Below are 22,164 nucleotides of genomic sequence, written 5' to 3' on the forward strand. Positions count from 1 at the left end.
GGTCATGAGCGCAGTTCCCTTGCGTAATAACAAAGCCGCGGCACCTGCCATCCGCTCCGTGACCGTGCTGGGCGCCACCGGCTCGATCGGCGACAGCACGATGGATTTGCTGCGGGCTTCGCGCGACCGCTACCAAGTCGAAGCATTGACGGCCAATACCAATGTGCAGGGGCTGGCCAAGCTGGCGAAGGAGTTCGGCGCGCGCTTTGCGGCCGTGGCAGATCCGGATCGTCTCACCGAGCTGAAGGATGCGCTGGCCGGCACGCGCACCGAATGCGGCGCGGGCGAAAGCGCGGTCATTGAGGCAGCGGCCCGTCCGGCGGATTGGGTCATGGCGGCGGTCAGCGGTGCTGCCGGGTTGAAACCCGCGCTCGCGGCGGTTGATCGCGGCGCCACCGTCGCGCTTGCCAACAAGGAGTGCCTTGTCTGCGCCGGCGACTTGTTCATGCAGCGCGCCGCCAAGGCCGGGGCATGCATTCTGCCGGCCGACTCCGAACATAACGCGCTGTTCCAGGCGCTGGGCTCGGGAAACCGGGAAGAACTGGTCCGCGTCATCATCACCGCATCGGGCGGACCGTTCCGGACCTGGGCCAGCGCCGATATCGAGCAGGCGACGCTGGCGCAGGCCCTGAAACACCCGAACTGGAGCATGGGACAAAAGATCACCATCGACTCCGCATCGATGATGAACAAGGGACTCGAAGTGATCGAAGCGGCGTGCCTGTTTGCACTGGCGCCGGAGGAGATCGACGTTTTGGTCCACCCGCAATCGATCATCCACGGGATGGTCGAGTTCTCGGATCGATCTGTGGTTGCGCAACTGGGCGCGCCAGACATGCGCACGCCGATCGCGCATTGCCTTGGATGGCCCGATCGTATCGTCGGGCCGGCGGCGAAGCTCGATCTCGCCAAGATCGGGCAGCTGACCTTCGAGGCGCCGGATTTTGATCGCTTCCCGGCGCTTCGGCTCGCTTATGATGCGCTGCGGGCCGGCCGCGGCACGACCACGGTCTATAATGCGGCTAACGAGGTGGCGGTGGCGGCCTTTATTGCCGGGAAGATCAGATTTGGTGCCATTGCGCGGCTTGTCGAAGCCACGATGGAGGCCTGGATGCGTTCCGGCAATCTGGCGCCGTTGACCTCGGCGGACGATGCCATCGCCGTTGACCATAATGCGCGAAATAAAGCGGTCACCCTATTGCCTCAAATTGCCTTAAAGGCATCCTAGAGGGTTGGGGGCAGAGCCGTTGGCTCTGGTTAAGGGGAATCGGATGTCCGAGTTTTTTCTACATAGTTTCAATGTGTTAAGCCATGGCTTGGTTGGTTACATCGTTCCCTTCTTGTTCGTGCTTACCATCGTCGTCTTCTTCCACGAGCTTGGCCACTTCCTGATTGCCCGCTGGGCGGGCGTCAAAGTGTTAACTTTCTCGCTGGGCTTCGGGCCGGAACTTGTCGGTTTCAACGACCGGCACGGTACGCGATGGAAGATTTCGGCAGTCCCGCTCGGTGGTTATGTCAAGTTCTTCGGCGACGACAGCGAGGCTTCGACGCCGTCATCCGAAACCCTCCACAACATGACCGAGGAAGAACGCGCGGGCAGTTTCCATCACAAGAAAGTTGGGCCGCGCGCAGCGATCGTGGCGGCCGGTCCGATTGCCAATTTCCTTCTGGCTATCGTGATCTTTACCTTCCTCTTCACATTTTTCGGCAAGCCGAGCACGACAGCGCGAGTCGACAAGGTAGAGGCTGGCAGCGCGGCGGCGGCGGCCGGGTTTGAGGTCGGCGACATCGTCACGGCCATCGACGGTCAAGCAATCGGAAGTTTCTCCGACATGCAGCGAATCGTCAGCGTTCGGGCCGGTGAGCAACTTGCGTTCACTATCAAACGCGGCGACGCGATTCTGCAGTTGCATGGCACGCCGGAACGCAAGGAAGTGAAAGACCCGTTCGGCAATGCCCATCGGCTTGGCGTGCTGGGCATTACCCGCCAGACCGCGGCCGGTGACGTGACCACCGAGCGGGTGGACCCGGCGACCGCGCTCTGGCTCGGCGTCAAGGAAACCTGGTTCGTGGTTGACCGGACGCTGGCGTATATCGGCGGTGTTTTTACGGGGCGGGAAGCGGCCGATCAGGTCGGAGGTCCGCTCCGGATCGCCCAGATTTCAGGTCAAGTCGCCACCATCGGTCTTGCCGCGCTGGTGCAGCTGGCCGCGGTTCTCTCGATCTCGATAGGATTGCTAAACCTGTTTCCGGTACCACTGCTCGATGGCGGTCATCTTTTGTTCTATGCGGTCGAAGCCGTGCGCGGGCGCCCCTTGTCGGAAAGGGCGCAGGAGATGGGGTTCCGGATCGGATTGGGGTTGGTGCTGATGCTGATGGTGTTTGCCACCTACAATGACATCCTGCACCTGGCCGCATCGTGACGCGGCTTTTTTATGACGTGGCCGATCGGCAACGTCTTGGAATGAAAATGAAATCGCGCCTCGACATAAGGTTTGCCGGCTTGGCAAAATTGGCTACAAGCTGGTCAACCGTGGGGATTCTGCCGGTTCGCGGGGGTGCGGGCCAGCATTGGAATGATAAGGGCGCTTGGCGCATGAATGTTGGAATGCGGGTACGGGGAGGCCTGTTGGCCGCCCTGGTTATGTTCGCGATGCCGGTTGCCGCCATGCTGGCGGCTGGGCTCGCGTCCTCGTCGGCTCTCGCCCAGACCCTCGATTCGATTCAGGTCGAGGGCAACCGGCGGGTCGAAGTCGCGACCATCCGCTCCTACTTCAAGGCAGGTCCCGGCGGGCGCCTGGACCAGGGTCATATCGATGACGGTCTCAAGGCACTGATCGAGACCGGCCTGTTCCAGGATGTGAGGATCAATCAGGCAGGCGGCCGCCTGGTGGTGACGGTGGTCGAAAACCCCGTGATCGGCCGCGTTGCCTTCGAGGGCAACAAGAAGGTCAAGGACGAACAGCTGACCTCGGAAATTCAATCCAAGCCGCGCGGCACGCTGTCGCGTCCCGTGGTTCAGTCCGACGCCCAACGTATCGCCGAAATCTATCGCCACGCAGGCCGTTATGACGTGACCGTGGTTCCGGAAATCATCGAGCAGCCGAACAATCGCGTCGACCTGGTCTTCACGATTACCGAGGGCGTGAAAACCGGCATCAATTCGATCGAGTTCGTCGGCAACACCACCTATTCGTCGTATCGCCTGAAGGACGTCATCAAGACGCGCGAATCGAATCTACTGAGCTTCCTGGGCGGTAGCGACGTCTATGATCCGGACCGAATCGAGGCTGATCGCGATCTGATTCGCCGCTATTATTTGAAACACGGTTTCGCTGATGTGCAGGTGATAGCCGCGCTGACGGAGTACGATCCACAGCGCAAGGGCTTCCTGGTGACCTTCAAGATCGAGGAGGGCCAGCAGTACCGGGTCGCCTCGGTCAATTTCCAGTCCAGCATCGGCGCGCTCGACGGCAACGCGCTCAGCCGTTTCTCGCGTGTTTCCGTCGGGTCGCTCTATAACGCCGAGGCGCTGGAAAAGTCCGTCGAGGAAATGCAGATCGAAGCCTCGCGGCGGGGGTTCGCCTTTGCGGTCGTGCGCCCGCGCGGTGATCGCAATTTCGAAGCGCATACCGTCTCGATCGTCTACGCTATCGATGAGGGTCCGCGGACCTACATCGAGCGCATCAACGTGCGCGGCAATACCCGTACGCGAGACTACGTGATCCGCCGCGAATTCGATCTTGCCGAGGGTGATGCGTACAACCGTGCGCTGGTGGACCGCGCCGAACGCCGCCTGAAGAATCTCGATTTCTTCAAGAGCGTGAAAATCACCACCGAACCGGGATCAGCGAGCGATCGTATCGTTCTCAATGTCGAACTCGAGGAGAAATCCACCGGCGACTTCTCGGTATCCGGCGGTTATTCGACCACGGACGGCCCGCTCGCCGAGGTCAGCATTTCCGAGCGTAATTTGCTTGGCCGCGGCCTCTATGGCAAGGCGTCGGTGACCTACGGTCAGTACGCCCGCGGCCTCTCGCTGTCGTTTGTCGAACCCTATCTGCTCGATTACCGGGTAGCGCTGGGCCTTGACACCTACTATCGCGAGCAGCTTCCCAATAGTTTCATTTCGTATGGCACCAAGACCATCGGCTTCAGTCCGAGAATCGGACTGACGCTGCGTGAAGATCTCAGCTTGCAGCTGCGCTATTCGATCTATGAGCAGGAAATCTCGCTGCCGAGCTATCTGGCCAACTGTAACAACAACCCCTCGAACGGCTTGCTGGCCTTCAATCCGTCCCCGGCTTGGGTGGCGGTAAATGGTGCTCCAGCTGCGACGGCACTTGGCGCGGTCGACCTCACCGGCATGGGTCTTTGGTGTTACGCCGATGGCGAAGCATCGCTGCCGGTCCGCAAGGAGCTGGCCAACGGCAGAACGTTGACATCGGCGGTTGGCTATTCGCTGGATTACAACACGCTGGATAACAACAAGAACCCGACCGATGGTCTGCTTGTTGATTTCAGGCAGGACTTCGCCGGCGTTGGCGGCGACGTGACCTATCTGAAATCCGCGATGGATGCGAAATACTACGCGCCGCTGGTTGCCGATATCGTCGGGCTGATCCACTTGCAGGGTGGCATTCTCACCCCGGTCGGCAGCAACGGTATCCGCATGCTCGATCAGTTCCAAATGGGACCGAACCTCGTCCGCGGCTTTGCTCCGAACGGCATCGGCCCTCGTGACATCAATCCTTACGGTACGCAGGATGCGCTCGGCGGCACCAAATATTGGGGCTCGTCTCTGGAAATGCAGATGCCGTTCTGGTTCCTGCCGAAGGAAATTGGTTTGAAGGGCGCCGTCTATGCCGACGCGGGCGGCCTGTATGATTACCAGGGGCCGACGGCCTGGGCTGCGACGGGCGAAGTCAATGTGCCCGGCTGTATCCCGCCAACGAACAATCCGAAACTGGCTCCTGCGCCCGGGACTTGTCTGGGACTGCAGTATGACCCCCAAAATCTCGTCCGCACCTCGGTCGGTGTCGGCTTGATCTGGCAGTCGCCGTTCGGCCCCCTGCGCTTCGATTATGCGATCCCGATTACGAAGGGTCCTCACGACGTCGTGCAGCAATTCAAGTTTGGCGGCGGGACGTCGTTCTAAAGCGTTTTCGAGCGAAGTGGGTACCGGTTCGCGTGAAGAAAACGGATCAAGACACGGAGAGAGCCTGGTCCTGATTCTTCAGAACCATGCCCTGAATTCGATCACCGGCCGGACCGCGACGGGTGGAATGGCGCAGCCGACTTTTTTTGAACAACCTCCTTCGTCGACGCTGGCAGAGATCGCCGCGCTGACGAAGGCGCATCTGGCCGATGCGTCGCGCGGCGGCCTGCAGATCAGGGGGCTGGCCTCGCTCGACGAAGCCGGCCCGATGCACCTGACGTTTTTCGACAACCTGAAATATGCCGATCAGCTGGCTTCGACGAAGGCCGGCGCGTGTCTGGTCAGTAAACGCTTCGAAGCCAGGGTCCCGCCTGATGTCGCGGTCTTGCGTGTGGATCAACCGTTCCGCGAGTTCGTCAAGGTCGCGCGCAAGTTCCACGGCGAGGCGCTGCGTCCCCAATCCTGGGTCGGCAATACCCGCATCGCGCCCTCTGCGGTCATCGATCCGACGGCGCACCTGGAAGACGGCGTGATTGTCGATCCACTCGCCGTCATCGGCCCGCACGTGGCCATCGGTGCCGGGACGATCGTCGGCGCGGGTGCGTTGATCGCTGCCAATGTCCGGATCGGGAGGGACTGCAACGTCGGGGCTCGATCCGCCATTCAATGTGCCCTGATCGGCAACAATGTTCTCATCCATCCCGGCTGCAGCATCGGGCAGGATGGCTATGGGTTCGTTTTCTTTGGCCCGGAGGGTCATTTGAAGGTCCCGCAAACCGGCCGCGTCCTGATCCAGAACGACGTGGAGATCGGGGCAGGGACGACCATCGACCGCGGCAGTCTGCGTGACACCGTGATCGGCGAGGGTACGAAAATCGACAACCAGGTTCAGATCGGCCACAATGTGACGATTGGAAGACACTGTCTGCTGGCGGCCCAGATCGGTTTGGCCGGCAGTTTGACGATTGGCGACTATGTGGCGCTGGGTGCCAAGGTTGGGATCAACAATCATCTTCACATCGGCGACGGAGCCCAGGTCACGGCGATGAGTGCCGTCAAGGATGATATTCCGGCCGGCGGCCGCTGGGGTGGCCACTTCGCCAAGCCGACGAAGCAGTGGTTCCGGGAGATCGTTGCGGTGGAGCGCCTGGTGCGCGATAGCGCAGCCGATCCGAACGGTGAGGGGCGGAAGTAATGGAGGAGGCATCGGTCAGGTTTGAGCTTGTGGATATCAACGAGATCCTCAAGACGCTTCCGCATCGCTATCCGATGCTGCTGATTGATCGGGTGATCAAGATCCGGAGCGATTACAGCGGCATTGGCATCAAGAACGTCACCTTCAACGAGCCGCCGTTTCTCGGACATTTTCCCGACCGTCCGGTTTATCCGGGCGTGATGATGATCGAAGCCATGGCGCAGACCGCCGGTGTCATCGGAATCAAATCGGTCGAGGGCACCCAGAAGCCGCGCGCGGTTTACTTTCTGACCATCGACAAGTGCAAGTTCCGCAAGCCCGTGATGCCCGGCGATACCATCGAATACCACATGCGCAGCATCGGCCGCCGCAAGGCGATGTGGTGGTTTCACGGCGACGCCAGGGTCAACGGGGTGACCGTCGCCGAAGCCGACGTTGGTGCGATGCTGACGGACTGACGAAGCGTGACGGTTGCGCGCGATCGCCCCGATGCCCGCGCCAGGAGCCGCGCGGCTATCGGCTGCAATCGACACGACGGAAATTCTATGTTCTAATTTCCGCATCGGGCTTGGAAGCATCACATGCGTACCGCGATGACAGTGGCCGTTTGGGCGGCGCTCATGGTTCCCCTGACTGTCCGCGCGGAAGCCGGCAAGACCTGCATATCCACGGCGACAGAGGCGCTGCCGCGCATCACCGGGCTCGTTGTCAAGAAGTCGCGAACCCGTCCGGTACCGGCAGCGATTTTGGCGTCCTGGAAGGGCCAGTCGCGGCCCGTCATCATCGACGTGGATACCGAGGCGTTGGGCGAGGCGCAAACCTATTCCTATATGTGCGTGGTCACGCAGGGGTCTGCGTTCGTGCAGCGCACGATGAATTAGAACGTTTTCGAGCGAAGCATGCCCTCGGACTTGATCCGGGGGGGTGGGTGCCGGTTCGCGTAAAGAAAACGCGTCAAGACAAAAGACCAGTCGACCGGCTTGCAGCCGGCCGGGGCGATCGGCAGCCCGGGGACAATCCTTCAGTCTTCGCCTTTGAGCGGCGCGCCCACCGTCTTGCGAATTTCGCCGATGGCAATGAACGTGAGCACGGCAAGGATGGTAAGCCCTATCATCATCGCGCTACCCCATAAAATCTCTTGGGCATGATTGTAGGGACGCTGCCGACGATTTTCGCGCTCAATTGGTGCTCAAGCGTCTCGAAGTTTGAGCATGGCCAGGCCCAAGCAATGGGCATCGGCAGCGCCTTCTTGAACCCGACCGGCCCGTTTGGCCGTGACAAGACCCGAACCATTTCCCGCACCAGGCTCGCCCGGTGCGTTGGGTCCGGGACCGCAGCACGCGGATGGAAGGTAACCAGACGTCACTGGACAGTCCCGGCAGCCCGCGCTAACCACTGAAAAATCAAACGATTTACCCCCGACCCCAGCAGCGATACGAGACCCTTCGATGAGTACGATCGATCCCACCGCGCGGATTGAGGATGGCGCTGTGATCGGCGAGGGCACGTCGATTGGTCCCTATTGCATCATCGGCCGCCACGCCGTGGTCGGCGCCAACTGCAAGCTGGTCGGGCATGTCCATGTCACGGCGCAAACCACCATCGGCGCCGGCTGCACGATCTACCCCTTCGTCTCGCTGGGGACGCCGCCGCAATCCCTGAGTTACCGCGGCGAACTTACCAAGCTTGAGATCGGCGAGGGCTGCACCATCAGGGAATCGGTCACCATGAACGCCGGGACCGTGGCCGGTGGCGGCATCACCCGCGTCGGCGACCGCGGCTATTTCATGAACTGCAGCCATGTCGGTCACGATAGCCAGGTCGGCAACGATGTGATCTTCGCGACCTCCGCCACGCTTGGAGGTCACTGCGAGATCGGCGATTTTGTTTTCATAGGCGGGTTGTCCGCGGTGCACCAGTTCACGCGGATCGGGCCGCAGGTGATGGTTGGCGGCGTCTGCGGCGTTCGCGGCGACGTGATTCCGTTCGGCCTCGTCAACGGTCAGTACGCGCGTCTCGAAGGCCTCAATATCGTCGGCATGAAACGCCGCAAATTCACGCGCGAGCGGCTTGCCACACTGCGGTCGTTCTATCAAAAGCTGTTTCACGGCCCCGGCATGTTTGCCGAGAGGCTGAGCGAGGTGCAGGCTCTGGCCTGCACGGATCCTGCGATCGCGGAAATCCTGACCTTCATCGGCGACGGCAAGCATCGTGCATTGTGCCTTCCCGATGGCCAGCGCGACAAACATTGATCACGGGGCCGCCGGAGCCATGACATCAACGGCTTCAGGGATTTCGTCGCCGGTTGGATTGATCGCGGGAGGTGGCGTCATGCCATTCGCGGTCGCCAATTCGCTGACGGCCCGTGGCATCGATTCCGTTGTATTCGCCCTGAAAGGCGCTTGCGATCCCCTCGCGGCGGAGCCTTTTCGCCATCACTGGATATCGGTCGGTCAGCTCGGCAGGGCGGAAAGGCTGTTTCGCGCGGAGAACTGCCGGGATCTGGTTTTCATCGGCACACTCGTGCGGCCCGCGCTGTCGGAAATTCGGCTCGACTGGGGAACGCTTCGCGCTCTCTGGCGTGTGTGGGCGGCTTTCCGCGGCGGCGACGACCATCTGCTGTCCGGGATAGGCCGCATTCTCGAACAGGACGGCTTCCGGATGGTGGGAATCAAGGATGTCGCGCCGGAGCTGCTGATGCCGGAGGGGTGTGTCACCCGGAAGGCGCCGGACGAAAACGCTGCGGCTGACATCGCCAAGGGGCGTGACGTGCTGCGCGCGCTCAGCCCCTTCGACATCGGTCAGGCCGTCATCGTGATCGACGGCCACGTGGTCGGGGTAGAGGACATCGAAGGTACCGACGGATTGCTGGCGCGCGTTGCGCGCTTGCGCGCAGAAGGTCGCATTCGCGCCAAGACCGCGCGCGGCGTTTTGGTGAAGGCCCCCAAGAGCGGACAGGACTTGCGTTTCGACTTGCCGACGATGGGACCGCGAACGGTCGAGGGCGCGGCGGCGGCCTCGCTTGCCGGAATTGCGATCGTCGCCGGCAATACCATTGTCGTCGAGCCACAGACCATGATCGAGGTTGCGGATGCCGCGGGTGTTTTCGTAACCGGTTTGCCCGCGTGATGGCGGTGCGGGCGAGCAATGTTGCGCGGAAATTCTTCCTGATCGCGACGGAGGAATCGGGCGACCGGCTTGGCGCCCATCTGATGAAGGTGTTGCGTCAGCGCCTTGGCGACGCCGTGCGTTTCGAGGGCGTCGGCGGCCAGTCGATGGCCCGCGAGGGACTGGTATCGCTGTTTCCGATCGAAGATCTGTCGATCATAGGCCTCGCAGCGGTCATCAAGCAGTTGCCGAAGGTGCTGCGCCTCATCCGGGAAACCGCCGCCGCGGCGATCCGCGCGCAGCCCGACATTCTCGTGATCATCGACAGTCCCGATTTTACCCATCGGGTGGCGAGGCGCGTTCGGGCGCGCGACCCCTCGATCCCGATCATCGACTACGTCTCGCCCTCGGTCTGGGCCTGGCGGCCGGGCAGGGCACGCGCGATGTGCGCCTATGTCGATCACGTCCTTGCCTTGCTGCCATTCGAGCCGGAGGAATATCGAAAGCTACAGGGGCCCCTCTGCAGCTATGTCGGCCATCCCTTGACCGAGCAGCTTTCAACGCTCCGGCCGGGTGCCGAAGAGCAAAAGCGCCGGGATGCAGCGCCGCCGGTCCTCCTGGTGCTGCCGGGAAGTCGCCGCAGCGAGATCAGGCACCACATGGCGGTGTTCGGCGAGACCTTGGACCGGCTGCAGGCCGAAGGCGTGGCCTTTGAACCGATCCTGCCCACCATGCCGCATTTGCAGGAGGCAGTGACCGAAGCCTTGAAGGGCTGGAAAGTGGTGCCGCGGGTCGTGATCGGCGAGCAGGAAAAGCGCGCGGCGTTCCGGATTGCCCACGCCGCCCTTGCCAAATCCGGCACCGTGACGCTCGAGCTTGCGCTCGCGGGCGTGCCGATGGTGACGGCCTACAAGGCCGGCGCCCTCGAAGCGCGGATCGTCCGCAGCCTGCTCCAGGTGAACTCGGTCATTCTGGCCAATCTCGTGATCGGCGAAAATGTCGTGCCTGAGTTCATCCAGCAGAACTGCACGCCGGAAAAGCTGGCGCCTGCGCTGAGCGAAACTCTCACCGACTCAAGCCTGCGGCGGCGCCAACTGGCGGCCTTTGCAAAGCTCGACGACATCATGTCGACAGGGAACGTGTCGCCGAGCGTGCGCGCGGCCGACATCGTTCTGGCGACGCTGCGAAAAGTGCGAAGCCTGAATTAGTCAGGCCATGAACTGCCGCATTGTGCGCGGCCGGACCGACGTCAGCTACGCAAACGTGCCGCGTCGCAGTCGAGTGGCCGCTACAGGAAGCACAAGTGTAATCAGATAGTACAGGTAAACGTCGAATTTGTAGTACCCATCGGGGGACTGAGAAGTTTCACGATGAGAAGATAGTCGCATACGATCGCGATGGCGCTCCATGCGATGCCCAGTAGTATCGATTTGCCTATCGAATCAACCCGACACCACTTCCACAGAACGACGCAGGTCAGCCCGATACCGATTGGCATGACGAACCAGCCAATGAGAGCCGGGGGTACGAGGGCATAAAAGACGAAGCCTAGCAGATAGCCCGCAAGCCACAGCGAGAAGCCCCAGCCGAGCACGTCACGTTTGATAAAGCTGCTCATGCCGATAAGCCCTCAGGCTGTCGTCCGACACAAAGATTAGTTCGCGTTCGAACCAGTCCATTGCGTTAGATCAAGACTTTCGGCTGCAACCCGGGCTTTCGTACCGCGAGGACGCTACGGATAGCATCCTCCTTTCGAGACTTCGACTTACTTGCGGCTGTCGATGGCGACGTAATCGCGACGCGTGACACCGGTATAGAGCTGCCGCGGACGGCCGATCTTCTGCTGCGGATCCTCGATCATTTCGCTCCATTGGCTGATCCAGCCGACGGTGCGGGCGACCGCGAACAGCACGGTGAACATCGAGGTCGGGAAGCCCATCGCCTTCAGCGTGATACCCGAATAGAAGTCGACGTTCGGATAGAGCTTGCGGTCGATGAAATATTGATCGCTCAGCGCGATCTTTTCCAGTTCCATCGCGACTTTCAGCATCGGGTCGTCGCCATGGCCGGTCTCCGCCAGCACCGCGTGACACATCTTCTGCATGATCTTGGCGCGTGGATCGTAGTTCTTGTACACGCGGTGACCGAAGCCCATCAGGCGGACTTCGCTGTTCTTGTCTTTCACCCGCTTGATGAAATCGGGGATCTTGTCGACGGTGCCGATGTCGGCGAGCATCGCCAGCGCGGCCTCGTTGGCGCCGCCATGCGCCGGACCCCACAGGCAGGCGATGCCGGCAGCGATACAGGCAAACGGGTTGGCGCCGGAAGAACCGGCGATGCGCACCGTCGACGTCGATGCATTCTGTTCGTGGTCGGCGTGCAGGATGAAGATCTTGTCCAGTGCATCGGCAAGAACCGGATTGATCTTGTATTCCTCGCAGGGCACCGCGAAGCACATGTTCAGGAAGTTTTCGGCGAAGGAGAGCGAGTTCTTCGGATAGATGAAGGGCTGGCCGATGGTGTATTTGAACGCCATCGCAGCCAAGGTCGGGATCTTCGCGATCATGCGCATCGACGCGATCATGCGCTGCTGGGGATCGGTGATGTCGGTGGAGTCGTGGTAGAACGCCGCCAGCGCGCCGACCGACGCCACCATCACCGCCATCGGATGGGCGTCACGCCGAAAGCCCTGGAAGAACCGCGCCATCTGCTCGTGAACCATGGTGTGCAGAATCACGCGCCGGTCGAAATCCGCCTTTTGCGCCTTGGTCGGCAGTTCGCCGTAAAGCAGCAGATAGCAGGTTTCCAGGAAGTCGCCGTTTTCGGCAAGCTGTTCGATCGGATAGCCCCGGTATTCCAGGATGCCGGCGTCGCCATCGATGTAGGTGATCTTTGACTGGCAGCTGCCAGTGGAGGTGAATCCGGGGTCATAGGTGAACATCCCGGACTGCGCGTAAAGTTTGGCGATGTCGATGACATCTGGCCCAACGGTGCCGCTCAAGATCGGGAAATCGTAGGTCTTGTTGCCTACCGTCAGTGTTGCGGTCTTGCTGTGGGATGTTGCGTCCATCGTGAAGTCCCCGATGAGATCGTTGCGAAAGCCGGCCATCGCGTGCGCCATGCCGACAGGTTGGCGAGGGAAGCCGGGTTCTTCTAAAGACACCGGCTAGATGGGTAGCTTATTGCAGTGTGCGCTGCAAGATGGCGGCGGCGAGGCCTCACGCAGGGCTCTGATCGCCGAGCCGGGCGAGGCATTCCTGCCGCCCGAGCACCGCCAGGACGTCAAATATCCCCGGCGAAGTGGTCCGTCCGGTCAGGGCGGCACGAAGCGGCTGGGCGACCGCGCCAAGCTTGAGGCCGTTCTGATCGGCGAATGCACGCATCGCCGCTTCGGTGGTCTCCGCGGTCCAGACCATGACCGCCTCGAGGGCTACGCGAAGCCGGCCGATCAGCGCGCGGTTTTCCGCCGTCAGCAAGGCGGCCGCCTTGGGGTCGATCTCGAGTGGCCTGTCGGCAAAAATGAAGTAGGCGCTGTCGATCAGCTCGATCAGCGTTTTGGCGCGCTCCTTCAGGCTCGGCATGGCCTGCAGCAATTGCGAACGCGTGGTGTCGTTGAGCTTGGCCTTGAGATCGGCGCCGTTGGGGACGTAGACAAGTACCCCCTCGAACATGTTCACAAGGGATTGATCGTCGGAGTGACGGATGTAGTGGCCGTTGAGGTTTTCCAGCTTGGCGAAATCGAAGCGCGCCGCCGAGCGGCCGATGCCTGACAGGTCGAACGCGGCGATCATTTCTTCGGTGGAAAATACCTCCTGGTCGCCGTGGCTCCATCCGAGCCTGACCAGGTAATTGCGCAGCGCCGCCGGCAAATAGCCCATCGCCCGATAGGCATCCACGCCCAGCGCGCCATGGCGCTTGCTGAGTTTCGATCCGTCGGGGCCATGGATCAGGGGAATATGGGACATGCTGGGGATGCCCCAGCCGAGCGCATCGTAGATCTGCTTCTGGCGCGCGGCATTGATCAGATGATCGTCGCCGCGAATGACGTGCGTGACGCCCATGTCGTGGTCGTCGACCACCACCGCAAGCATGTAGGTCGGATTGCCGTCACCGCGCAGCAGCACGAGATCGTCGAGGTTTTCGTTCTGCCAGACCACGCGACCCTGAACCTGGTCCTCGATCACGGTCTCGCCGGTCTGGAGCGCCCGGAGCCGGATCGTGGGCTTCATGCCCGGTGGAGCTTCGGAAGGGTCGCGGTCGCGCCACAGGCCGTCGTAGAGGCGTGTACGGCCCTCGGCGCGGGCCTTCTCTCGCATCGCCGTGAGTTCCTCCGGCGTGGCGTAGCAGCGATAGGCCTTGCCGCTGGCCAGCAAGGTTTCCGCAACCTCGCGGTGGCGTGCAGCGCGGGTGAACTGGTAAATGACCTCGCCGTCCCAATCGAGTTCGAGCCACCGCAGTCCGTCCAGGATGGCGGCGATGGCCGGTTCGGTCGACCGCTCCCGATCGGTGTCCTCGATACGCAGCAGCATCTTGCCGCCGCGTTTTTTGGCGTAGAGCCAGTTGAACAGCGCGGTGCGGGCTCCCCCGATATGGAGAAAGCCGGTCGGCGAGGGGGCAAAGCGGGTGACGACGGAATCGGTCATTACAGGAGTGGTTGCGAACAAAGGGGGCATGCGGGAAGCGCGCTGGTGTATAGCAGGAACCGTTAATAACTAAAGCCTTCCGTGGAGCCGGCGGATTTGGCAGAACGTCGGCAGATTCCCGAGCAGGAACCCATAATGACAGTAGAAACGGTGGCGGCAGAGGCAGGGCGCGATTTCATTCGCGACATCGTCCAGGCCGACCTGGACGCCAAGCGGCACAGCACGATCGTGACCCGGTTTCCGCCGGAGCCGAACGGCTATCTGCATATCGGGCACGCCAAGTCGATCGCGCTCAATTTCGGCATCGCGCAGGAATTCGGCGGCCGCTGCCACCTGCGGTTCGACGACACCAATCCGACCAGGGAAGAGCAGGAATATATCGATTCCATCCAGGCCGACGTGCACTGGCTCGGCTACGACTGGGGCAAATATCTGTTCTACGCGTCGGATTATTTCGAGCGGCTCTACGACTGGGCGGAGGGCCTGATCCGCGCCGGGCTCGCCTATGTCGACGACCAGACCCAGGAAGAGATCAGGCTTGCGCGTGGCACGCTGACCGAGCCCGGGAACAACAGCCCGTTCCGCGACCGCCCGGTGGAGGAAAACCTCGATCTGTTTCGCCGCATGAAGGCCGGCGAGTTTCCGAACGGCGCGCGGGTGCTGCGCGCCAGGATCGACATGGCGTCCGGCAATATCAATCTGCGCGACCCCGTGCTGTACCGTATCCTGCACGCCACCCATCCGCGCACCGGCGACAAATGGTCGATCTATCCGAGCTATGATTACGCCCATGGCCAGTCGGATGCGATCGAGGGCATTACGCATTCGATCTGCACGCTGGAATTCGAGGACCACCGGCCGCTCTACGACTGGTTCCTCGACAAGCTGCCGGTGCCGTCAAAGCCCCATCAGTACGAATTCGCGCGCCTCAATCTCACCTATACGCTGCTCTCGAAGCGCGTGCTCACCCAGTTGGTGCGTGACGGCCATGTCGCCGGCTGGGACGACCCGCGGATGCCGACGATCGCCGGATTGAAGCGGCGCGGGGTGCCTCCGGCGGCGGTCCGGGAGTTTGTCAAGCGCATCGGCGTCGCCAAGGCCAACAGCGTCGTCGATGTCGGCATGCTGGAATTCTGCATTCGCGAGGAGCTCAACCGGACGTCACAGCGCCGCATGGCGGTGCTGCGGCCGCTCAAGGTGGTGATCGAGAATTATCCGGAAGGGCAGGTCGAGGAGCTCGACGCCATCAACCATCCGGACGATCCCAGCGCCGGCTCCCGCCGCATCGCGTTCGGCCGCGAGCTCTACATCGAGCGCGATGATTTCATGGAAAATCCGCCGAAGAAGTTTTTCCGGCTCTCGCCGGGTACCGAAGTGCGGCTGCGATACGCCTATTTTGTTACCTGCCGCGAGGCGGTGAAGAATGCCGCCGGCGAGGTGATCGAGCTGCGCTGCACCTACGATCCCGCAACCCGCGGCGGTAACGCGCCTGACGGCCGCAAGGTCAAGGCGACCATGCATTGGCTGCCGGCGGCACAGTCGAAGCCGGCGGAGGTCCGCATTTACAATCCGCTGTTTGCCAAACCCAATCCGGACGCCGCCAATTTTGTCGCCGATCTCAATCCGCAGTCGCTGGAAATTCTCAAGGACGCCCGGATCGAACCTGCGCTCGCCGAAGCCGGTTCAAGCGACGTCATACAGTTCGAGCGGCAAGGCTATTTTATGCGCGACAGGGATTCGACGGCTGATGCGCCGGTGTTCAACCGGACCATCGGCCTGCGCGATACCTTTGCCAAGGAAGTCGGCAAGACCTGACGCCCGGCGGCGGAGACAGCCGGCAATGTCGCTAGCGATCTGGCTCGCCAGCCTCGGGACTGGGTTTGAGTCCGAGCCCTGAAAGCCGGGCGCGTAGCGATTGTTCCGCAAGCCTGTCCTTGGCCTTCTCTTCGACCAGCAAGTTGATGAATGCCAGTCGCTTTGGTTCATCGTCTGCTTCCGCCAGCAATCGGCGATAGCGATCGAAATTATATCCCGCGTCCGAATGACTCATGGCCGCCCCTCGACGCTCAATCCACCGGCGGAGAGTGTCGCGCAACAGGCGTCGGCATGCAAGGCTGCGGCGTCAACGATGTGCGCTGCGCCGCATTCTGCGCGGCGGTTGAGCCATTCGCGCCGCCGGGAGTTCCGGATCATTCCAGGCGCTCGCGAATTTCGTCGCGCATCTTTTCGCGAAAAGCTTCCCTGCGGGCCGGTCGTTCCTTCTCGTCGACATCCCACCGGTCGAAAATGTTGAAATTCTCCAGGATCGGATGGCGGTCGCTCGCCATCGCCAGAATGTGAAGGAGTTTGTCCGCCGGTCCGCTCGGGCCGGTCACTTCCCATCTGCGGATGGTGTCGGCGCCATCGCCCGGCGCCAGGCCGCAGAGCTTTGCCATGTCGGCGGCCGACAAAGGCCGGCCGATCGCGTCACCGAGATCCTGGCGAAGTTGTTTCAGTTCCGGGCCTGTCACGGGGGCTGTTCCTGGTCTTTGGGGGCCGTCGAAGTTGCGGCACGAAGAGGGATTCGACGCCGCGGGATGCGGCTTTTAGCAGAATAGTGCGTTGGCGCGATGCGTTTCGCTAAACAGCCCGTGGCAAACCTGATTTGGTTTGCACGGGAATGGTGGTTTTCCCGAGGATTCTGCATCCGTTCGGCTTTTGCCCGCGTGACACGTCAGGGTAGCTTGGTGTTCCGGTATGTAGGCGTAGGGTGAACCGGATGGCAGAACGGGGCAGGGCTCCGGGCCGGACGCAAGGTATTGCGGGAACCTGGCCGCCGCGGAGCGCGGCGCAGGCCGGTGGTTTTGCGCCATCCGGCTTTGGCGCGTGGTCGCGCCTCCTCGACAGGCTGCGCGAGTGGGTTAGCGCCGAAGCGGGCGCCGGTCGCCTGTTGCCCTGGGTGCCGATCGCCTTCGGTACCGGCATTGCGTTCTATTTCGCGGCCGATCATGAGCCGGTCCTGCCAGTTGCCGCCGTCACCGCGGCCGGGCTTTGCGCGGTGGCGTACTTGCTGCGGCGGCAAAGCATTTTTCCGATCGCGGTGATGGTCGCGGCCATGGCTGCGGGTTTCGCAACGGCGACCTGGAAGACGGCTAGGATCGCGCATGGTGTGCTGGCGAGGCCGGCCTATTCGGTGTCGCTTTCGGGCTTTGTCGAGACCCGTGACATTCGCGAACGCACCGACCGGTTCGTGTTGCGCGTCACACGGATGGATGGTCCGCGCCTGAAAACAGAGCTAAAAACCGAGTTGGAGCGCGTCCGGCTGTCGGTGCGCAAGGGTACGGCGCCCGCGGTCGGCAGCTTTGTCGAATTGAAGGCGCGGCTGCAGCCGCCACTCGCCCCGCTGCGGCCGGGCAGCTACGATTTTGGCCGGGACATGTTCTTTCAGGGCATCGGCGCCTCCGGCTTTGTCATGGGCGCGATCAAGACCGTCGAGCCGCCGGTCAAAGGCGGCCTATCCCTGCGTTACGCCGCGTTCATGCAGGACCTGCGCGACGCGATCGACGCGCGGATTCGGACGACCTTGGACGGCGACAAGCGCGCCATCGCGACCGCTCTTCTGACCGGCCGGCGCGATGCGATCACGACGCCGGTCAACGATGCGATGTTCATCTCCGGCCTCGGCCACGTGCTGTCGATTTCGGGGTAGCATGTAGTGCTTTGCGTCAGCACTATTCAGGAAGCATCACCATCCACAGTTTTCATGGGCTTTTTGAAAAAGGCACGTGACGGATTCCGTCGCGAATGTTCTCCTTAATTCACTGCTTCGCGTCCCAGACGCTTCCCATGGCAGAGAGGATTGCTTCCCATGAGACCCCAGATTGTCCGTCTCGACACCGCCCGCTTCACTGCCGGAAACGTCGAAAAGCTGACGCTACCGGCTGGCAAAACCGACCACATCGAGTGGGATCCGGAGCTCCCCGGGTTCGGCGTCAGGTTGCGCTCGGGAAGCTCGTTCTATGTCGTGCAGTACCGGATCGGCAGCAAGCAGCGGCGGGAGAGCCTCGGCGACATCCGCAAAACCGACCTGGAACAGGCCCGCAAGAATGCCAGGATAAGGTTTGCACAGATCGAACTCGGGATCGATCCGAGAGCCGAACGCGACAAGCTTGAGGCGTCGCAGAAGGCCGACGGGCTGACATTCAAGGTACTCGTCGAAGATTACCTGACGGCCAGGAAAGGGAAGCAGCGGGCCAGCACACACAACGCGGCCATACGGTATTTCGATAAGCATTGGGCCCCCCTGCACCGGCGCGCGGTCCATACCATCGATCGCGCCACCGTCGCCGCACTGCTTCGCGACATCACCCGGGATCACGGCCGGACCTCGGCGGCCCGGGCGAGGGGAAACCTGTCCGCCCTGTTCGCCTGGGCCATGCGGGAGGGCGTTGTAGCCACAAATCCGGTGATCGGCACGAATGATCCTGCCGAGGGCATCCAGCCTCGGGATCGTGTTTTAGCCCCGGAGGAACTCAAGGCCATCTGGAAACAGTGCCAGGACGACGACTTCGGCCGAATTATCCGTCTGTTGCTGTTGACGGCCTGCCGCCGCGAAGAGATCGGTGGCTTACGCTGGTCTGAACTCGACCTGGAAACTGGAAAACTGCTGCTTCCGAAGGAAAGGACGAAACCCGGGCGTCCGCTGGCGCTGACATTGCCCGAATGTGCTCGATCGATCCTGAAAGCAGCACCGCGGCGCGCTGGCCGTGATCTGGTGTTCGGTGGCGGGAAAGCCGGTTTCAGCGCGTGGAGCTACTGCACACTCTCGTTCAACTGCCAAGTTGCCGCGGCGAACGGCGGTCGCGCGCTGGCGCCTTGGCGCATCCATGACCTGCGTAGGACGGTTCGGACGGGATTGAGCAAGATTGGGATCAAGCCGCATGTCGCGGAACTGGTTCTCAATCACACCGGCCACAAAGCAGGGATCGGCGGCGTCTACGATCACTATGATTACGAACCTGAAATCGCCGAAGCATTGGCAAGGTGGGAAGTTCATCTTCTCTCGATCGTCGAGCTATGAGCGCGACCCAAGCAGTGGGTGAGTTTTAATGGGGCGCCCGCCGTCAAAGTTCGTCACCGATCCAGGCAACGCGCTCAAGCCGGAACGCAAGCGCGAAGATTTTTTCACGCGCGCAGAGCTTGTCGCTCTCGAACAATCATGGCTCCAAAATAATTCCGGCGCTGGAAAGGAGGCGTTTTACCGTTGGTACGCGGAAACGTATTTCGGGATTGCACCCCCAAAAATTGGCCGGGATGAAATGGAGCGGGTGAGGCAGCTATTCCGAGATGCGAAGGTTCGTGCCCGCAAGGAAGGTTGGTTAGAAGGCTAGAAGGTCGAGTTATTTTACGGTGATTGCGACGTGCGATCCGAATACTCCTGACGCAAGGAAAGCGCAGGAGACTTCAAATGAATTACCCACTCGACTTGACTGACCAATCCGCGCTGCACGGAAGGCGCATCGACGATGACCGTGTGTTATCATTTATTGAGTGGTGCGAGCTTAACGGGTTCTCACGCAGCACCGGACAGCGGATCATTGGTGCAGGCAAGGGTCCTCGATTTATTCAGCTTTCCGAAAAGCGCAAAGGCGTCACCGTCGGCGAGAACCGTCGCTGGCAGGAATCGCGCGTGATTGAGACTGCCGCATAGCAGAACGCCGCCGTTCCCCGGCCAGGGAGCGAGCGGCGCTTTTTGCATCCGATTTGCGATCACCGACCAAAGAGATCACGACTATGGACATACTGCCGAACAGTCCGATTTGCAAGCCTACGCGCTACCGCCTTCCGGACCGGCGAGCCTCGCAGAACATCGCATTCGAGCGCGACAATCTAAAATATCACATGACGGTCGGCCTTTATCCAGATGGCCGCATCGGCGAGGTGTTCTTAAACGCCGAACACGTAAATTCGCTGCTCGACGTGCTGGCGCATGACGGTGCGATACTTGCCAGCCTCGCCCTGCAATTTGGTTGCCCGCTCGAAACGATCAGGCACGCGCTGAAACGCGATGGCCAGGGCATTGCAGCGAGTCCGATCGGCGCCGCGCTGGATTTGATCGAGGCCAGCGAATGACCGATATTTCCGCGGTCCTCGACGATGACGATGAGATTTGCGAAATTCTCAGCCCCGAGGAAATCGCCGAAGAAATTGAGCGCCTGATCTATCTGCGGGCGTGTGATTTGGTTCAGCAATGGGAGCTCGCTGACCCCCGCGATTGCTGGCGCTATACCGGGGAACAACGACCGCGCACGATTGAACCGGCACCCACCGGGGCGCAACCCTATCGCACGCCGCAGGCAACAATTGACGCGTTTTGGTATGTCGCCAGCCTTGACGATCCCGGCTATCTCAAACGCTGGCTTGCCGAACATCCGCGCGACGTGGTGGCCCTTCAAAAACTTTGGGAGGCCAAACATGCTCGCTCGTGATGAAGGTCGCGCGGTCTTTGCGGCCGTCACCAGGCCGATTCCGCAAGAAACGCTTCAAGACGAAATTCCGCCGCACACCGAGATTCCGCCCAGCAATGACGGCGAGCCAATTTTCGAGCCGTTGAACGGCGCCGGCACCGCCGGGACCCCGCCAAAAATCGAAATAGCAACCTTGCCGCCGCTCACGTTGGACGAATGGCGCAATCGCGATTTGCCGGACCCTGATTTCATCATGGGGCATTGGCTGACCACTACCAGCCGCGTTTTGTTGACCGCGGCAACCGGCCTTGGAAAGACCAATTTCGGCTTGGCGCTGGGCATGCGGATTGCAGCCGGCGAAGATTTCTTGCACTGGCGAGCGCACCGGCCCGCCCGCGTGCTCTACATCGATGGCGAAATGTCCCGCCGCCTGCTCAGGGAGAGAGTGCTCGACGAAGAAAAGCGGATAGGCATCACGCCCGAAGCATTCTTCGCGCTCAGTCATGAGGATATCCCGAGTTTCAAGCCGCTGAACACGATCGAGGGCCAGGCGTGGATGAATGCCTTCATCGAAAAGGTCGGTGGCGTGGATCTGGTTATCCCCGACAACATCATGAGCCTGACCACCGGCGATCAGAAGGATTCCGAGCCATGGCAGCAGACCATTCCATGGGCCTTGTCGCTGACAAAGCGGCAGATCGGGCAAATCTGGGTCCATCACACCGGCCACGATGAAACCCGCTCCTATGGCGACAAGACGCGGGAATGGCAGATGGACACGGTTGTCCACCTCGACGCGGCTAAACGCGACGACAGCGACGTGTCTTTTTCGATGCAGTTCAGGAAGGCCCGCGAGCGCACGCCGGCAACCCGGTTCGACTTTCAGGACGTCAAGGTCGCGCTGGTTAACGACCGCTGGGAGCATGAACTCACCCAAACCCAGCGCCCCGATAAAATCTCGCCCCAGGCATCCAGGGCCCTCGACGCGCTCCGCAATGTCATTGCCGGCGACCAAGCGGTTTTGTCGACGGGTGGCCGTCGCTCCGCCGGCCGCGAAGCATGGATGGCCGAACTTGCCTTGCTCGGAATGGTCGATCTCGAGCAGAAGGCCCATAGCGCCCGCACGTTGTTCCTGCGATGGCGCCGGGAGCTCGTCGCGGCGTTCCGGATTGGCTGCGAAGGGGATTGGTCATGGCCGATATGACCCACCGCGCAACAGCCGCAACAGCGCCGCAACAGTGCAAAAAACGACTGTTGCAAACATCCCCTTGCAACAGTCGCGCAACAGCGAGGTGCGCAACAAGCGCAACAGCGCTGCAACACCGATGCAACAAGGCGCAACAGTCGCGCAACAGCGTCATTTTTGGCCCGCGCAACAGCGCAACACGCCTCTATAGAGGTGGCGAAACTGTTGCGCCCCTCTCGCCTCGCGCGCGCATCCACCTATTTCCCGCACTCCGCTGCGTCGCTTTGGGCTCCTCCGCTGCGCGCTCGCAGTCCCCGTGCCACTTCACAACCACCGCAATCGCCTGCCGGCCAAGCCATCGAGGAGGTTGGAATAGACCTCATCACCCGATCATGCGTGTTGATATTCAACAGCGAGCAGTTCAGACG

At 61.5% G+C, this 22,164-nt stretch carries 21 protein-coding genes and 1 pseudogene; 17 read left to right on the forward strand and 5 right to left on the reverse strand.

The window, feature by feature from the left end; all coding sequences use genetic code 11:
- Positions 1-4: 4 nt before the first annotated feature.
- From dxr to lpxB, 9 genes are all read left to right on the forward strand, one after another.
- On the forward strand, positions 5-1,228 hold the full coding sequence (gene dxr, locus E8A46_RS11095) for a 1-deoxy-D-xylulose-5-phosphate reductoisomerase (RefSeq protein WP_291560422.1): 1,224 nt from the start codon (positions 5-7) through the stop codon (positions 1,226-1,228).
- A gap of 43 nt (positions 1,229-1,271) precedes the next feature.
- Positions 1,272-2,423, forward strand: coding sequence for an RIP metalloprotease RseP (gene rseP / locus E8A46_RS11100; RefSeq protein WP_291560425.1), 1,152 nt, complete (start codon positions 1,272-1,274; stop codon positions 2,421-2,423).
- A gap of 173 nt (positions 2,424-2,596) precedes the next feature.
- Positions 2,597-5,158 (forward strand): outer membrane protein assembly factor BamA, encoded by a 2,562-nt coding sequence (gene bamA / locus E8A46_RS11105; RefSeq protein ID WP_291560426.1) that lies wholly within the window; start codon positions 2,597-2,599, stop codon positions 5,156-5,158.
- Between the two features lie 127 nt (positions 5,159-5,285).
- Positions 5,286-6,353 carry a UDP-3-O-(3-hydroxymyristoyl)glucosamine N-acyltransferase gene (gene lpxD / locus E8A46_RS11110; RefSeq protein WP_291560452.1) on the forward strand — a complete coding sequence of 356 codons (1,068 nt, stop codon included), beginning with the start codon at positions 5,286-5,288 and terminating at the stop codon, positions 6,351-6,353.
- Complete coding sequence (gene fabZ / locus E8A46_RS11115; protein WP_291560427.1) at positions 6,353-6,811, forward strand: 3-hydroxyacyl-ACP dehydratase FabZ; 459 nt, start codon at positions 6,353-6,355, stop codon at positions 6,809-6,811. Before lpxD ends, fabZ begins: the two co-directional genes overlap by 1 nt.
- Positions 6,812-6,973: 162 nt before the next feature.
- Positions 6,974-7,234: a hypothetical protein gene (locus E8A46_RS11120; protein WP_291560428.1), complete on the forward strand. Its 261-nt coding sequence runs from the start codon at positions 6,974-6,976 to the stop codon at positions 7,232-7,234.
- A 567-nt stretch (positions 7,235-7,801) separates the two neighbouring features.
- Positions 7,802-8,605 (forward strand): acyl-ACP--UDP-N-acetylglucosamine O-acyltransferase, encoded by an 804-nt coding sequence (lpxA, locus tag E8A46_RS11125; protein WP_291560429.1) that lies wholly within the window; start codon positions 7,802-7,804, stop codon positions 8,603-8,605.
- 19 nt (positions 8,606-8,624) lie between these two features.
- Positions 8,625-9,482, forward strand: a complete 858-nt coding sequence (lpxI, locus tag E8A46_RS11130) for a UDP-2,3-diacylglucosamine diphosphatase LpxI (protein ID WP_291560430.1) — start codon at positions 8,625-8,627, stop codon at positions 9,480-9,482.
- Entirely contained in the window at positions 9,482-10,669 is a 1,188-nt protein-coding gene (gene lpxB / locus E8A46_RS11135) for a lipid-A-disaccharide synthase (RefSeq protein ID WP_291560431.1), read from the forward strand. Before lpxI ends, lpxB begins: the two co-directional genes overlap by 1 nt.
- A gap of 101 nt (positions 10,670-10,770) precedes the next feature.
- On the opposite strand, the gene E8A46_RS11140 is transcribed toward lpxB, so the two are convergent.
- The 3 genes from E8A46_RS11140 to gltX form a co-directional block, all read right to left on the reverse strand.
- The gene (locus E8A46_RS11140) at positions 10,771-11,079 is read right to left on the reverse strand and encodes a hypothetical protein (RefSeq protein ID WP_291560432.1); all 309 of its coding nucleotides are present in this window, start codon (positions 11,077-11,079) and stop codon (positions 10,771-10,773) included.
- 147 nt (positions 11,080-11,226) lie between these two features.
- Entirely contained in the window at positions 11,227-12,531 is a 1,305-nt protein-coding gene (gene gltA / locus E8A46_RS11145; RefSeq protein WP_291560433.1) for a citrate synthase, read from the reverse strand.
- Positions 12,532-12,679: 148 nt separating this feature from the next.
- Positions 12,680-14,104: a glutamate--tRNA ligase gene (gene gltX, locus E8A46_RS11150; RefSeq protein ID WP_291560434.1), complete on the reverse strand. Its 1,425-nt coding sequence runs from the start codon at positions 14,102-14,104 to the stop codon at positions 12,680-12,682.
- A 135-nt stretch (positions 14,105-14,239) separates the two neighbouring features.
- Here gltX and E8A46_RS11155 point away from each other — a divergent pair, with 135 nt between their 5' ends.
- Positions 14,240-15,919: a glutamine--tRNA ligase/YqeY domain fusion protein gene (locus E8A46_RS11155; protein ID WP_291560435.1), complete on the forward strand. Its 1,680-nt coding sequence runs from the start codon at positions 14,240-14,242 to the stop codon at positions 15,917-15,919.
- Between the two features lie 31 nt (positions 15,920-15,950).
- On the opposite strand, the gene E8A46_RS11160 is transcribed toward E8A46_RS11155, so the two are convergent.
- On the reverse strand, positions 15,951-16,154 hold the full coding sequence (locus E8A46_RS11160) for a hypothetical protein (RefSeq protein ID WP_291560436.1): 204 nt from the start codon (positions 16,152-16,154) through the stop codon (positions 15,951-15,953).
- A gap of 139 nt (positions 16,155-16,293) precedes the next feature.
- Entirely contained in the window at positions 16,294-16,614 is a 321-nt protein-coding gene (locus E8A46_RS11165; RefSeq protein ID WP_291560437.1) for a hypothetical protein, read from the reverse strand.
- 248 nt (positions 16,615-16,862) lie between these two features.
- Between E8A46_RS11165 and E8A46_RS11170 the strand changes: the two are divergent.
- The 7 genes and pseudogenes from E8A46_RS11170 to E8A46_RS11200 all read left to right on the forward strand — a co-directional run.
- Positions 16,863-17,789: pseudogene (locus tag E8A46_RS11170) on the forward strand (ComEC/Rec2 family competence protein); the annotation flags it as partial.
- Positions 17,790-17,951: 162 nt separating this feature from the next.
- Positions 17,952-19,163 (forward strand): site-specific integrase, encoded by a 1,212-nt coding sequence (locus tag E8A46_RS11175; protein WP_291560438.1) that lies wholly within the window; start codon positions 17,952-17,954, stop codon positions 19,161-19,163.
- 28 nt (positions 19,164-19,191) lie between these two features.
- Positions 19,192-19,473, forward strand: a complete 282-nt coding sequence (locus tag E8A46_RS11180) for a hypothetical protein (RefSeq protein ID WP_291560439.1) — start codon at positions 19,192-19,194, stop codon at positions 19,471-19,473.
- A gap of 77 nt (positions 19,474-19,550) precedes the next feature.
- Positions 19,551-19,793 (forward strand): transcriptional regulator, encoded by a 243-nt coding sequence (locus tag E8A46_RS11185; RefSeq protein ID WP_291560441.1) that lies wholly within the window; start codon positions 19,551-19,553, stop codon positions 19,791-19,793.
- A gap of 83 nt (positions 19,794-19,876) precedes the next feature.
- The gene (locus E8A46_RS11190; RefSeq protein ID WP_291560442.1) at positions 19,877-20,215 is read left to right on the forward strand and encodes a hypothetical protein; all 339 of its coding nucleotides are present in this window, start codon (positions 19,877-19,879) and stop codon (positions 20,213-20,215) included.
- Positions 20,212-20,571, forward strand: a complete 360-nt coding sequence (locus E8A46_RS11195; protein WP_291560443.1) for a hypothetical protein — start codon at positions 20,212-20,214, stop codon at positions 20,569-20,571. The genes E8A46_RS11190 and E8A46_RS11195 overlap by 4 nt, the downstream gene beginning before the upstream one ends.
- Positions 20,558-21,754: an AAA family ATPase gene (locus E8A46_RS11200; RefSeq protein ID WP_291560444.1), complete on the forward strand. Its 1,197-nt coding sequence runs from the start codon at positions 20,558-20,560 to the stop codon at positions 21,752-21,754. The genes E8A46_RS11195 and E8A46_RS11200 overlap by 14 nt, the downstream gene beginning before the upstream one ends.
- Positions 21,755-22,164 lie beyond the last annotated feature (410 nt).

The sequence above is a fragment of the Bradyrhizobium sp. genome, from assembly GCF_004799445.1.
Taxonomy (GTDB): domain Bacteria; phylum Pseudomonadota; class Alphaproteobacteria; order Rhizobiales; family Xanthobacteraceae; genus Bradyrhizobium.